Consider the following 15,134-nt stretch of genomic DNA (forward strand, 5'->3'; position numbering starts at 1 on the left):
CAAAGCGACTGAGGAGGCTTCCCAGCTCGCCGCGGAAAGCGAGTAGTTTCCCAGCCCACCTTACGCACCATTATAGCGAACGGAAAAATTCTCTCAACATCGCTCCTTCACTATTACTGCATTTAGACATAATTAAGTTTGTTTGTAAATTGCCATAGAAAATAAGAAGTTTTTTTATCAATATATAAAAATGCACAAGTTCTGCACATTTTCTGGGCATAACATTTATGTAAAACAAATTAAAGGAGTGATTCGTAATGGCACACCAAACTCACCCAGAGGCCATCAAAGCATTACACGAATGTATGGAGGCTTGCAATCATTGTTATGATGCATGTCTAAAAGAAGATGACTTAAACGGTATGAGAGACTGTATACGTCTTGATCGCGAGTGTGCAGATATCTGTGCATACTTAGAACAAGCAATTACAAGAGGAACTCCGTTTGTATCCGAACTAGCACAAGCTTGTGCGGCTATTTGCGAGCGTTGCGGTGAAGAGTGCAAGAAGCATGACCATCAACATTGTCAAGATTGCGCAGATGCATGTTTCAAGTGTGCAGATGCTTGTAAGAAATTAATCGCATAAGCAGAACTTCCTTGAGCACCCACCTTTTACTAAAAAGGTGGGTGCTCTATTTGTTTTTCTAATATAGTAATGTTATAGTGGGAACACGTCACATAAAAAGAGGAGTTTTCATCCATGGAACTACTTCAGTTCTTGAAAGATGAAGGGTACTCCGAGACGATCGTACACGATCAACAGAGTAGACCGATTTATTACAATTTGAATGATATAAGTGACGATATGCAGCTTTACTCTAAGTTAAACATTCAGCCTGTTCGAATTGAATATTTCCCCTTCGACGCTAGACCGTATTTTGTCAGTGTAGAAGAGAGTCGCAAACAGATTATTTATGTTCAAAAAGGCAAATAACAAATAAAATAAAAAAAGAAAAAGTCAGAAGGGCCCCCTTCTGCTTCATTCAAACCATCAGCAATCTAAAAGTAAAGTCTGACAAACACTTCCCCCAAAACAAGGCTTTTGCAGGTTGTTGATGCCCATTTGTTTTGATAACCAAATTCCCTCCTATATGCACTCTTTCATTCTCGTATTCTAAAAAAGAAAAAGTTTTTTATTTCCAATATTCAATTGACACCCCTTTTGAAACCGTTTACAATTAAGTTATCAAAAGTTGGATACGTAAACGATTAAATAAACCGAAATCGCAACTTGTACTCATTTCATGAACGAAGGTCGTTCATCTTTTTTTACCCTTCAGGTAATCGATTACGTAAACGATTTCATAAAAGGTGAGGTGAGATCTATGGAGACGAAAGTGAAGACATTGCCCTGGCGGAAGGCCAAGCCAAAGTCAGAGCTAAAAGTGAAAAGCTCTTCAAAGAAAAAGATCTGGCAAAACTATGAATTGTATCTATTCCTGCTTCCTACCATTATCTACTTTATTATCTTTCACTACATCCCAATGTATGGCATCCTCATAGCCTTCCAAGATTATATGCCGACACAAGGTGTCTGGGGGAGTCCCTGGGTGGGCTTCGAACATTTCATTCGTTTCTTTAACTCGTATCAATTCTGGAATCTATTAGAAAACACGCTCGAACTAAGTTTCTTCCAGCTATTGTTTGGTTTTCCGTTGCCGATTATTGTCGCGCTCCTGTTAAACCAACTTAGAAATCAGAAGTATAAGAAGTTCGTACAAACCGTTATTTATGCACCACACTTCATCTCAGTTGTGGTACTTGTTGGTATGGTATACGTGTTCTTCTCTCCAAACGGACTTATTAATAACTTCATCATGATCTTTGGAGGAGATCCAGTTTACTTTATGTCTGAAGCTTCTTGGTTTAAACCGCTCTACATTTCTTCAGGGTTATGGCAAGAGACGGGTTGGGCAGCGATTATTTACTTAGCGGCACTTGCGGGAGTCAGTCCTGAAGTTCACGAAGCAGCTATTATGGACGGTGCGAGTAAGATGCAGCGTATCAGACATGTGGATATTCCAGCCATTATGCCAACGGCTATGATTCTACTTGTATTATCAGTAGGGAACTTAATGAATATCGGCTTTGAGAAGGCTTACCTCATGCAAACCCCTTTAAACGTCTCAGCAGGAGAAATTATTCCTACATATGTGTATAAGGTTGGTTTGCAGTCTGCGCAATATAGCTTTGCTGCTGCTGTTGGACTCTTTAATGCGATCATTAACTTTATCTTACTATGGGCTGTGAACCGTGCGGCCAAAAAACTATCAGGCTCTGGCCTGTGGTAAGGAGGGGCGAAGATGAGTAATTTTGTCATGAATCGTACGAAGTTTTGGGCTCGGAAATCACGAGAAGATAAGATCTTCGATGTATTAAATCTCTTCCTTTTATCGGGGCTCATGTTAGTTGTTTTGTATCCACTCTACTTTGTCGTCATCGCTTCAATTAGTAATCCAGACTATGTGTATAACGGGGAAGTATGGCTCTACCCAAAGGACATTACATTTGAGGGGTATCAACGAATCTTCCAGGATGGACGTATTTGGACAGGGTACAAGAATACAGTCATCTATACCCTTGTCGGCACATTTGTAAACGTAGCGCTTACGTTAATGGCAGCTTACGCGCTGTCTCGTAAAGATTTAGCCGGTCGGAACTTCTTCATGTTCATGTTCCTATTTACGATGTTCTTCTCAGGTGGTCTGATTCCAACGTACCTGGTTGTAAAGAACCTTGGCCTTGTAAACACAATGTGGGCGCTCATTTTACCTAAAGCCGTTGCTGTTTGGAATTTAATCGTAGCGAAGACATTCTTCCAATCTACGATTCCAGACGAATTGCTAGAATCAGCTCAAATGGATGGGTGCTCGAATACGAAATTCTTCTGGAAGATCGTATTGCCTCTCTCAAAACCCATTGTCGCTGTTATGGTGTTGTTCTACGCGGTTACGCATTGGAACTCGTTCTTTGACGCTTTGATTTACTTAAATGACGAAGAGTTATACCCGCTACAACTCGTGCTTCGCTCGATCTTAATTCAGAACGAAGCTTCAGCCAGTATGCTTGGTGATGTAGAATCGTTCGCTGCTCAGCAACGTATTGCTGACTTGATTAAATATGGTGTCATTATTGTTGCGGCTGTACCACTTCTAATTTTATATCCTTTCATTCAGAAGTACTTTGTGAAAGGTGCGATGATTGGAAGTATTAAAGGTTAATAGATGAAGCAAATAAGGCTTTATGGAGGTGAGGCTTGGGGGATTCAAACGTGTTTGAAAGCTTACTTACCACAATAAGACTAAGGGGGAAAATGGTATGATCGCCAAACGGAAAAGCTGGTCGCTGGTATTATTTAGTGTCTTAATTGGTTCACTTCTATTGTTGAGTGCATGTCAGTCAGAAGCCGGTTCTGAGGAGAAGAAAGATGCGGCTGAGTTTAACGAGGAAGGACTTCCGATTGTGGAAGATAAAGTAACGCTTGAATTTGTTTCACCTAAAGCACCACTTGCACCAAATTATAATGAGATGGAAATTATTCAAACCTTAGAGGCTATGACAAATGTTCATATTGAATGGAATAACATCCCTGAAGATGGATACGAAGAGAAGAAAAATCTGATGCTTGCAAGTGGAGACCTTCCTGATGCCTTTTACGGAGCAAACTTAACAGATCTTGATATTGTGAAGTACGGGGAAAATGGAACACTTATCCCACTTGAGGATTTGATTGAAGAACATGCTCCAAACATTCAGAAGCTGTTCGAACGTCGTCCTGAATTAAAGAGTATGGTCACAGCACCAGATGGCCATATCTATACCCTTCCAAGAGCTGAAGAAGCTGGGCTTGGAGCTGTACCGAACTTTACATCGATCAATAAAGCGTGGCTAGATCAGCTTGGTTTAGACATGCCAACAACGCTTGAAGAGTACAAAGAAGTGTTAGTGGCGTTTAAAGAACAAGATCCAAATGGAAACGGAGAACAAGATGAACTCCCAATAAGTTTTATGTATAACTTCTGGACTGGAAACTTTGGTGATATGTTTGCAGCATTCGGTATTCCTGATAACACAGAACACCGCATTGTTCGTGATGGAGAAGTCATCTTCACTGCGGTTCAACCTGAGTTTAAAGAAGCTGTTGATTATTATCATGGTTGGGTAGAAGAAGGGTTAATTGATAAAGAGTCCTTCACACAAGACGTATCTCAGTACTTTGCAAAAGGGAAAGGCGAACGCTACGGCTCCTACATCTGGTGGGAGACAGCTGAAGTAGTAGGACCAGAATTACGTGACGATTACGTGTTGCTTCCACCACTAGAGGGACCAAACGGTGATGTACTTGTCGGCCGTGCTAATAACTCTGATTATGGTCGTGGTGCATTCGCGATTACATCTGAGAACAAGAATCCTGCGATTACAATGCGCTGGGTCGATCAGCTGTACGATACGAAGATGTCCGCTCAGGTTAACTGGGGTCCAATTGGTACGATCTTTGAAGAAGAAGGCGACAAACTTGTCCTAAAAGAGCAGCCAGACGACGTCATCATGGGTGAACTTCGTCAAAAGGTAGCGCCAAACGGACCAATCGCCATCTTAAAAGAAGATTTCGAGAACACGGTTGAAATGGAACCACGTGCGAAGCAACGTCTTGAAGACTTAAATGAAATCTATGCTCCGCATTTAGCTGAAGAGAATTATCCAATGATCTTCTTCACACCTGAAGAGCTTGATGAGTTAAACCGCCTAGAAGTTGATATTAAAGAATTCGTGAATCAAAAGAAAGCAACTTGGTTAATGAAGGGCGGCGTCAACGAAGAGTGGGATCAATACGTTGATCAGTTAAATGCTATGGGACTTGAGCGCATGATGGAAATTTATCAAGATGGATTAGATCGTTTCAACGAGAACCAGTAATGGACGAATAAGACAGAAAGAGAAAGCTGGAACAGACTTATACGTGTTCTGGCTTTCTCTATAATGGAGGAGGTGGAGAAGTGATTTTTAATGAAACAAAGCATGCTCTTGCTCATTGGGTCTTTAATGAGGGAAGAGGAAACAAAGTAAATGATGCGATCACTCAAAAGCAAGATCCCATTCATTATGTCTTTTCCAATCATTCAATTGAGGGATTACGTGAGCCTCAGTGGCGAAAAGGAATAGCAGATAGAGCCCTGCTGTTTGATGGGTATTCGACCTGGATTGAGCGAGAAGCAAACATGAGCGATGCTATGACAGATGCTTTCACAATTGAAGCGTGGATTGCACCTCGTTCATTCGGTGGGAATGAAGATGAACGTCTAACAGGAATCGTAAGCCAACATGATCGCAAGAACAAACAAGGGTTTATTTTAGGCCTGCATCAGCACGGGAGATGGGGTCTCCAACTTGGTACAGGTGAGGATTGGATGGAAGTGTGGTCTTCTAAGTCACTACCGATTCGCGAGTGGTCTCATGTGGTGGCGACTTTTAGCGGAGCAGCCATTGCCCTTTATTTAAATGGAGAACGGGTCGCTTATGAATCGTTTTCCGATGAAATTAAGATGGAACCCTTTCATGGCACCTTCTATATAGGAAGGCATAATGATCCGATTTCTATTGGCGATGTCTTCTATCTCAATACATTTGCTGGATTAGTAGATGAGGTTTCGTTACAAGATCAGGCTCTGTCTGATACGGATATTAAAGAAAAGTTTGACAAAAAGCTACAAAATACAGATGAGGCGATGCCTGCTATTTCGCATGAGGAGATAGCGATTCGGCGTGAGGTTTATGATCAGGACCCTCATAAACCAAAGTATCATATAACAGCACCAGGTCACTGGATGAATGAGCCGCATGCGCCGCTCTATTTCAATGGTTATTATCACTTGTTCTATCAGCATAACCCTCAAGGCCCTTACTGGGGCAACATTCAGTGGGGACATTGGGTAAGTAAGGATCTCGTCCATTGGCGTGATCTTCCTGTAGCGATTGAGACAGAAGATGACGATCTTGCTCCTGATGGGATCTGGTCTGGGAATGCGACTTACGCAGAAGATGGTACGCCTGTCTTGTTCTTCACAGCAGGTAACAAGGCAAAAGCCCCTAATCAAATGACAGGTCTCGCTCGGAGTACATACACCGAAGACAAGGACCTCATGTTAACAAAGTGGGAGAAGCACCCTGAACCTGTAACCTTACAACCACAGGGTGAAGGCCTTCATCACGACGGGTTTCGAGATCCATTCGTATGGAAAGATGGCGACACGTGGTATCAAATAGTGGCATCTGGCCTTGAAGGGGTATCGGGGGCTGTCCTTCTCTTTACGTCAACGAATCTAGTGGACTGGGAGTATAAAGGGATCCTAAGAGCAGATCGAGAGAAGAAATACCCTTATTTAGGCGAAGTATGGGAACTGCCGATCTTACTTCCGATCAGTGAAGAGAAGCACATCTTCATCATTAGCCCTGTTGGAAATGGTGCGGATGTGGAAGTTTTTTATTGGATTGGAAAATGGGACGCGAGTACGCTCACCTTTGCTGCTGACTTCGAGGAGCCTAAGCTCATGGACTTGGGAGATTTTCATTTCACAGGCCCGAGCGCAATGAAAGACCCGAAGACGGGCAGAGTCATCTTGTTCACAATTGCTCAGGGTCGGAGGAGTTTGCAAGAGGAATTTGACGCCGGTTGGGCGCATAATGGCGGGCTTCCTGTTGAACTGTGGCTTAGGGAAGATGGTCAGTTAGGAATGAAGCCGATTGAAGAACTTCAAGGGTTACGCGGGGAAAAGCTACTCTCGTTTGAAAATGGTTCTTTGGGTGAGGCGAATGAGCAGGTAGCTCATGTAAAAGGAGATCAGCTTGAGATTCGCTTAAAGGTAAGAGGAGACGTAGCTGGAGTGAAAGTACGCAAGTCTAACGACGGATCAGAGGAGACGCTTGTCTATTACAATCGGCGGAATGAGACATTGAATGTACGAAAGGTAAATGGTGAAGAACAAGGAGGAACGCTCTCAATTGGGGAGGATGTCATTGACCTTCATATCTATGTGGATGGCTCGATGGTAGAGTGTTATGCCAATGGTTTGAAAAGCATCACCACAAGGACATATCCGAATGTATTAGCAGAAGGACTGGAGTTGTGGGGGGGAGACGACATAACTATTGTTTCTTTAGAGGTTTGGGAGATGCATTCGATTCACTAGCTTTAAAGATTAAGGGATCTTTTGAAGGGAGCTAGGAGATGAAACGTGTTGGGGGAAAGAAGACGAGGAAGCGGTTGGGGACGCTTGCACTTTCTTGCTTGATCGTAATGGGAACCGTGCCGATGAGTGGAGTTACTCCGGTATCGAGTGCCCAAACGACGCTTAGTAATCCAGATTTTGAAACAGGTGACTTAAGTGGATGGACCATTGTAAATGGAACTGCTTTCGACAATGGTGATGTAACCACTACAAGTACCTACTGGGACAAACGGACATTTGATCAGCACAACTTCTGGCATATATGGGGAGGGCGTGGTGATAACAGTAAAGTAGGCGTTATGAGATCAGAGCCCTTCACCCTTGGTGGAGATGGAAGAATTGATTTCCTAACAGGAGGTCAGGAAGATTTAAATCAGTTATACGTTGCTCTTGTGCGTGAATCGGACGGTGCTGAATTAATGAAAGCAACTGGCAATGGGACGGACACGTACGAGAAAGTAAATTGGGATGCCTCGGAGTTTATAGGGGAAACCGTGCGGATCAAAATCGTCGATCAGTCCACAACAGGTCATATTAACTTAGACGATGTAAATGTACCACCTACGCCGTCATTAAATGAACATGTGGAGCCTGCCATTTATAATCATGATTTTGAATACACGGTGCTGCAACCGTATCAGGTACGAGGCTGGGAAGTTGTCAGCGGTGATGCATTTGGTCCAAATAGCCTTGTCCATGAAACAGAATGGAGCAAAGGAGGCGACTTTCAGCAAAATGGGTCTTATCATTTGTGGAACTTTAAGGAAGGTGGCGATGGTGAAGTTGGAGAGCTTCACTCCGAGACCTTTAAGTTAGATCGAAACGGCATGGACTTCTTAATTAGTGGTGGGGAAGATCTAGACCATTTATATGTTGCGCTTGTCAGGACGTCAGACGGAGCTGAATTAATGAAAGCTACCGGTCGAGACACAGAAACCTATCAGCGTGTGTATTGGGATACAACCTCATATGTAGGAGAAGACGTTTAAGTGAAAATCGTTGATAATGCAACAGGCGGATGGGGTCACATAAATGTAGATGATTTCCATGTGAGTGATTCCGATTTTACGGATGGATTATTGGGACACTGGTCATTTGATGAAGGATCGGGGACCGAAACGAATGAGCAGGTGACAAACACTTCTGACCCAATTGCTTATCATCTGAATGAAGGCGTGTATCAATCTGCTCAAGATCCATTATGGAAGTCGGATGGAGTATCAGGTGGAGCCTTATTATTCGATGGCTATTCAAGCTTTGTGACGAAGGAATCAAATGAAATTGCAGCACCAAGTGACGCTATTACAGTAGAAGCCTGGGTCGCTCCTCGCAACTTCGAACATGGGGATGAGGGACGATTGTCTGCCATTATTAATCAACATGATCGTGAGGAGAAAGAGGGCTTCCTATTTGGCCATGGTCGTCACGGGACGTGGGGGCTACAGTTTGGAACAGGTAGTGAGTGGCGTGAGGTGATATCTGATTCTTTACTTCCATTAAATGAATGGACGCACGTTACAGCTACGTATGACAGCGCGACAGGGGAAGCGGTATTGTACCAAAACGGAGAAAAGGTTGCTTCAAGGAACTTTGCTCCAGGAGAAGAAATCGCTCCTAGCGTGAAGGATTTGTTCATTGGGAAGAACAATGACGGCATGTGGTTGTATGGCTTCCATTTAAATATGTACAGCGGTTTACTCGATGAGGTGAAACTGTATCACGAGGCTCTTAGTTCAACAGAAGTCGCTCAATCTTATAACAGCTATATGAGTACCTTAAATGGAAATGTGCCAACGGCGGATATGGTGATTGATCGGAGCGTGCTAGCAGACGACAAGCATCGTCCGCAATTCCACATGTCGCCTCCAAATCATTGGGGGAACGAACCAGGTGGCCCGATTTACTTTAACGGCCAGTACCATGTGTTTTATCAAAGCAATCCAAGAGGGCCTTACTGGAACCACATTCGGTGGGGGCATCTTGTTAGTGATGATATGGTGCATTGGCGTGATGTAGATGATGCTCTTGTGCCCGGTCGACATGACGTTGACCCAGACGGTGCCTGGGCTGGCGGGGCTGTTGTCGATGATAACGGAGTGCCAGTTATATTCTACACAGCTGGCGATGACCGGGATACACCGAATCAACGTATTAACATCGCAAGAAGCACGTACCCAGAAGACGGAGACCTTGATCTAAACAGGTGGGAGAAGAGTGATGAAGTCGTAGTAGACCAAGGAGAAGGGGAAGGGATTCTAGGAGAATTCCGTGACCCATTCGTCTTTAAAGACGGTGACACGTGGTATATGCTCGTCACTTCTGGGAAAGAGGATGCGAATGGCGATCCGGTTGGTGGAACAGCACTTGTCTATTCCACGAAAGATACTCGTTTTGAAAACTGGACCTTCGAAGGGGATTTGATGGTAGGAGATTACGATGCGTTCCCTGAAACAGGTCGAGTCTGGGAGCTTCCCATCTTGCTCCCGCTTGGGGATAGCGGTAAGCACATCCTCTTAATCAATCCAGCTAAGATGGAGCGTGAGGAGTATCAGTCACGCTACACGTACTATTGGATTGGAGAGTGGGATCGACATACTGCTTCCTTTATCCCTGATCAGGAAGCGCCAACGCTGCTTGATGTTGGCGATCATTTCACAGGACCTGCTGGAATGGTAACGCCTGATGGCCGAACAGTGATCCATAGCATTACCCAAGGAAGGCGCACGGCAACGCAGGACTACGATGCAGGATACGCTCACAACTACGGTCTGCCTCTTGAAGTGTATTATAGGAGTGATGGGCGACTTGGAGTCCAGCCGATTGGTGAGCTTCAAAACTTGCGAGGCAATCAGCTTGTGAATGTGACCTCTGATCTGACATTTAATCAGGCGAATGATGCATTAGCATCGGTTCAAGGAGATATGCTTGAAATCGAGCTCGAGCTCGATCAGGGTGCTGCAAATGAAGCAGGAATCAGCTTACGACGCTCTCCTGATGGGGAAGAAGAAACAATTGTGTATTATAAACAAAGTAACGATGAGTTATGGGTAGATCGGACACACTCCACATTAGACCCTGATCTTGAGAAATGGTACCAGGGTGGAGTGGTTGATATAGGTGAAGAGAATACGAAACTTCATATCTATGTCGACCGTTCTGAGATTAATGCTTATTTAAATGGACTTAAAGGATTAACAACAAGAGCCTATCCAACAAGAGATGATGCACTTGGATTAAAGCTTTGGGCGAATGAAAACAGTGAAACAGTTGTGGTGAAGTCATTGAAAGTGTGGGAGATGAATTCGGCGTATACACCAGTTGCAGCTGAAGGCGTTTCCTTAAACCCTGTATCTCTAGAATTGATAGAGGGGGATACAGAGCGATTAACGCCAAATGTGATCCCGTTACAAGCTACGAATAAAGAAGTGGTATGGTCTTCAGATAATACGAGTGTAGCGACTGTTGTCAATGGGAAGGTAACCGCCCGTTCTCCTGGAACAGCAACCATCACAGCCAAAACAAGAGATGGAGGACATACTGCCACAAGTGCGATAACCGTGTCACCAGAACCAGCCCACGGCGAGCTTCAAAATCATGATTTTGAAGCTGGTGATCTATCAGGATGGACCGTTACTGGGAATGCTTTTAGCTCAGGAGACGTTACGAATCGTGACGACTGGGGCTGGGGTGGACCATTTAATCAAAGCGGAAGCTATCATGTATTTGGAGCTCAAAACGGAGGAGATGGGGAAACAGGAACGATCCGGTCAGACACCTTCACATTAGGTGGTAACGGCCAGATTGACTTCCTCGTGTCTGGTGGAAATGATCGTTATAACCTTTATGTAAGCCTGGTGCGTGCTTCGGATGATGAAGTAGTCAGGAAAGTAAGTGGTGGCAACCAAGAGGGCTATACGCGCATTCACTGGGATGCTTCAGAGTATATTGGTGAAGCGATGTATATAAAGATCGTTGATCAGTCTACTGGTGGTTGGGGGCATTTGAACGTGGATGATGTCAATGTCCCTGTAAAGCCTTAAGTCTTATATGTGAAGAGGAGTGAGCGTTTTTCATGCTCTCTCCTCCTCTAATGAACCACGATTGATAATAAGACTATGAAAGCCGTACCATTATTGGTATAATAATTATGTAAACGTTTTCCTTAAAACTACCAAAATTTTTTGTTTGAAACGTAATCGATTACGTTAGACCGCTAGATTATGTGCTAGATTTTTTAGATGTAGGTCTAATGAGATGATAGAAGAGTCTTTATGTAGAGGAGAATACGCTATGAGCACCATAAGAGATGATGGGAACGGAATGAGATCGAGAATGAAGGACGTGGCAAAGCAAGCAGGTGTTTCTACGGCAACCGTATCTCATGTCATTAACGGAACCCGATATGTAGCTGAAAATACGAAGAAAAAAGTATACACCGCAATGAAAGAACTGAATTATAGCCCGAACTTTATTGCCAGAAGTCTTAGGAGCAATGCTTCTAAAACGATCGGTTTAATTATTCCTGCAAAAGAAATGGATACATCCGGATTTTTCTTTATGGCTGTGGCTCATAGCATTGAGAAGAAGTTGAAGGAAGTTGGGTATCAGCTTATCTTAAGCAATTCTAATGAAGATATAGAGAGTGAAATGCAGCAGATCAACATGTTCAAAAACCAAATGATCGATGGTCTGATTATGGCACCGACATACGGAGACCATAGTTATTTGAAAGAATTTGAGCAGCAAATGCCGATCGTGTTTATCGACAGGGAGCCAATGGGCATCGATTGTGACTGTGTTCTCGTAGATAACTATAAAGGCACATACGACGCCATTCATTTGTTGATTGAAAAAGGGCACAAAGAAATTGGTTATATATCCGGGCCACTCGGATTAACAACAAGTAACGAGAGAATGGCTGGATATAAAGAGGCATTGTTAGAACATGACCTTCCCTTTAAAGAAGAGCACGTTGTGATTGAAGAGCCTTCTTTAGAAGCGGGCAAGAAGGCAATGGCGCAATTGCTAGAGGAAACAAACTGTACAGCGGTGATGGTAGCGAACAATATCTTAACATTAGGATCTGTCGTTACGTTAAACGAAAGAAAGATCAAGGTACCTGACGACCTCGCTATGATTGGGTACGACAATTACGAGTGGACGGAAGCTACGAATCCACCTTTGACTGTTATTAAGCAGCCAATTAATGAGATCGGGGAACAAGCAGCTGAATTATTAATTGCCAGATTAGAAGATCGTGAGGCGGAGACAAAGCATATTAGCCTACCTTCACGCCTTGAAGAAAGACAATCGTGCTAGGGAATGGAAGCCATAAGTAGAGGGAGGAAAGAATGATGGGGATTTATAAAAGTAAGCTATTTGTGTATATTGAGAAGCTCGTAGATTTTTTACTATTAAGCGTCATATGGGCGGTTGCTTGTATTCCGGTCATAACCATCTTCCCTTCTACTGCGGCAATGTTCGGGGTCGTGAGAGGATGGCAGCTAGAGAATAAAGAAGACGGCGTTTTCCGTCCTTTCTTTAAGCTCTTTAAGGAAAACTTCCGACAAGGGGTTGGTCTTTCGATCGTCTGGACGATCATTGGGCTTTCTCTTTACGGAAACGTTCAGCTGATCGAGCCGTCAGCGTCCATCGTTCAAACGATCCTATTTGTGTTAACGGTCTTCGTTGCCTTCTTGTATGGTCTTCTGACGATGTATTTGTTTCCGATGATGGCACATGTTCAAACGACCTGGTATTTCTTAATACGAAATGCGCTTCTCTTACTTATTGCGAACCCGCTTTATACCATCCTTTTAAGCATCGTAACACTTGGAACGGGGTACTTCTTACTTATGAATCCCGCAGGCTTATTCTTCATAACGAGTTTCTTTGCCTATTTTGTTTGTTTCATCTTTTTAAAAGCGTTTAACACGCTGAACGTATATGAATCATAACGATGGAGTAGAAAGGATGTTTGCCATGACAGTCGAGCATAAAGCGTCAACAAACTATTACCGTGAGCAATACCGGCCACAGTTTCATTTCACACCGGAAGAAAACTGGATGAATGATCCGAATGGGATGGTGTATTACAACGGCGAGTATCACTTATTCTATCAGTATCATCCGAATAGTAACGTATGGGGTCCCATGCACTGGGGCCACGCTGTCAGTGAAGATCTTGTCCACTGGGAGCACCTGCCGATTGCGCTTAGACCAGATGAGAACGGGATGATCTTCTCGGGAAGTGCAGTCGTTGATTGGCATGATACATCAGGATTCTTTGGGGGTGAAAGCGGGCTTGTGGCTATTTTCACTCATGCAGATGAATACCCTGGTACAGATAAACCGCGTCAGCGTCAAAGTCTTGCCTATAGTAAAGACAATGGACGAACGTGGAAGCTTTATGAAGGGAATCCCGTTCTCTCTGAGCCGCGTATCATAGATTTCCGTGATCCGAAAGTGTTCTGGCACGAAGACACAGGGCGCTGGGTGATGGTCATCGCATCTGGTCAAACGGTCAGCCTCTACACCTCTCTTAATTTAAAAGACTGGGAGTTTGCGAGTGAGTTTGGTGAAGGAGAAGGGTCTCATCAAGGGGTGTGGGAATGCCCAGATCTGTTTCAGCTTCCTGTAGATCACTCGACGGATGTGAAGAAATGGGTCATGCTCGTAAGCCTTGGGGATGAACCTGGACTAGAGGAAGGCTCGAAAACCCAGTACTTTGTTGGAGAATTCGACGGGAAAACATTTGTGAATGACAACGCTCATGATAAGGTGTTGTGGGTAGATCGAGGCTGGGATAACTACGCTGGAGTGACATGGTCTGACCTGCCGATGGCTTCTGGAAGACGTGTATTTATGGGATGGATGAGCAACTGGCGCTATGCGATTGATACACCGACTTCTGTTTGGCGAAGTGCGATGACATTGCCTAGAGAACTCTCTTTGCAAACGACGGAGTCTGGCGTTCGGTTAATTCAAACACCGGTGCCTGATATTGAATCCATTCAGGAAGACGGTTATTTGTTTGAAGATGTTGAGTTAAAGTCAGGTGGGAATTTGTTCAAAGGGCTTAAAGGGAATGCGGTTGATCTTGAGCTTGACCTTGATGTTTCGAGGGCCAACAACGTTCGCTTGGGGCTTTTGAAATCTGAGCAAGAAGAGACTGTGTTAGAGTATGATGGTAAAAACAGTACGCTTTTATTTGATCGACGACGCTCAGGAGATGCTTCTTTTCATAAATCTTTTGCTATGACGCAATCGATTACGTTACAAGCTCCAAAAGGGCGCCTGAAGCTCCGTATTTTTGTGGATTGGTCTTCCGTTGAGGTCTTTGGCGGGGACGGGGAGGTTGTGTTGACGAACCTTGTCTTTCCTAGTGAAGAGAGTCAGGGGCTTGAGCTGTCGACAGATGGAACGGTATATGTGCATAAAGCGAAGGTTTCGCCGCTTAGATCGGTGTGGAACCGAGCGGCTGAATAAGGAGAAGCACCCTGGTCATATAGTGGCCAGGGTGTTTTTTTGTGCGGACAGCTTCGAGCAGGACGGGTGATCTGTGACCTTTTCGACTGATTATATGGTTAAAAGGTAAGAGAGAGGCTTTATCAGTGACGTTTTCACAGGTTGAGAGGGGTGAAAGGTCAGAGAAGCCCTGTATCTCTGACCTTTTGACAGATAAGTGCTCGTAAAAGGGAAAAGAGCCCTTCGATCTGTGACCTTTTGTACAAGCATACCTTCCAAAAGGTCACAGATCATTCTACACTTTTATGCTTAAAAAGGGCGGCAAGATTGAATAGGTTGATTAAAAAAGGATAGAAAAGGATTTTTGTATTCATATATAAGCATTGACTTATATAAACGTATGCTTATATAATGGTCTTGGCTAAATGAATTACATATCA

At 43.9% G+C, this 15,134-nt stretch carries 11 protein-coding genes; all 11 read left to right on the forward strand.

The genetic code is table 11. The features are described 5' to 3' along the window. Positions 1-257 precede the first annotated feature (257 nt). The 11 genes from IEW76_RS10280 to IEW76_RS10330 all read left to right on the forward strand — a co-directional run bounded on the left by IEW76_RS10280 (position 258) and on the right by IEW76_RS10330 (position 14,715). Entirely contained in the window at positions 258-587 is a 330-nt protein-coding gene (locus IEW76_RS10280) for a four-helix bundle copper-binding protein (RefSeq protein WP_188653498.1), read from the forward strand. Positions 588-701: 114 nt separating this feature from the next. Further along, the gene (locus IEW76_RS10285) at positions 702-935 is read left to right on the forward strand and encodes a hypothetical protein (RefSeq protein ID WP_188653500.1); all 234 of its coding nucleotides are present in this window, start codon (positions 702-704) and stop codon (positions 933-935) included. A 391-nt stretch (positions 936-1,326) separates the two neighbouring features. Next, entirely contained in the window at positions 1,327-2,292 is a 966-nt protein-coding gene (locus tag IEW76_RS10290; RefSeq protein WP_188653502.1) for an ABC transporter permease, read from the forward strand. A gap of 12 nt (positions 2,293-2,304) precedes the next feature. Continuing rightward, a complete protein-coding gene (locus IEW76_RS10295) occupies positions 2,305-3,222 on the forward strand; it encodes a carbohydrate ABC transporter permease (protein WP_229721195.1) in 918 nt (305 codons plus the stop codon). A gap of 97 nt (positions 3,223-3,319) precedes the next feature. Further along, positions 3,320-4,918 carry an ABC transporter substrate-binding protein gene (locus tag IEW76_RS10300; RefSeq protein ID WP_188653504.1) on the forward strand — a complete coding sequence of 533 codons (1,599 nt, stop codon included), beginning with the start codon at positions 3,320-3,322 and terminating at the stop codon, positions 4,916-4,918. A gap of 80 nt (positions 4,919-4,998) precedes the next feature. Next, entirely contained in the window at positions 4,999-7,188 is a 2,190-nt protein-coding gene (locus tag IEW76_RS10305) for a LamG-like jellyroll fold domain-containing protein (protein WP_188653506.1), read from the forward strand. 38 nt (positions 7,189-7,226) lie between these two features. Further along, complete coding sequence (locus tag IEW76_RS10310) at positions 7,227-8,216, forward strand: hypothetical protein (RefSeq protein WP_188653508.1); 990 nt, start codon at positions 7,227-7,229, stop codon at positions 8,214-8,216. Continuing rightward, a complete protein-coding gene (locus IEW76_RS10315; protein WP_188653510.1) occupies positions 8,217-11,267 on the forward strand; it encodes a GH32 C-terminal domain-containing protein in 3,051 nt (1,016 codons plus the stop codon). It begins immediately after the preceding gene. 250 nt (positions 11,268-11,517) lie between these two features. Beyond that, positions 11,518-12,546 (forward strand): LacI family DNA-binding transcriptional regulator, encoded by a 1,029-nt coding sequence (locus tag IEW76_RS10320; RefSeq protein WP_229721196.1) that lies wholly within the window; start codon positions 11,518-11,520, stop codon positions 12,544-12,546. A gap of 32 nt (positions 12,547-12,578) precedes the next feature. Continuing rightward, on the forward strand, positions 12,579-13,184 hold the full coding sequence (locus IEW76_RS10325) for a YesL family protein (RefSeq protein WP_188653512.1): 606 nt from the start codon (positions 12,579-12,581) through the stop codon (positions 13,182-13,184). 25 nt (positions 13,185-13,209) lie between these two features. Then, complete coding sequence (locus IEW76_RS10330; protein ID WP_229721197.1) at positions 13,210-14,715, forward strand: glycoside hydrolase family 32 protein; 1,506 nt, start codon at positions 13,210-13,212, stop codon at positions 14,713-14,715. Positions 14,716-15,134: the final 419 nt, after the last annotated feature.

The organism is Pontibacillus salipaludis, from assembly GCF_014642405.1.
Taxonomy (GTDB): domain Bacteria; phylum Bacillota; class Bacilli; order Bacillales; family BH030062; genus Pontibacillus; species Pontibacillus salipaludis.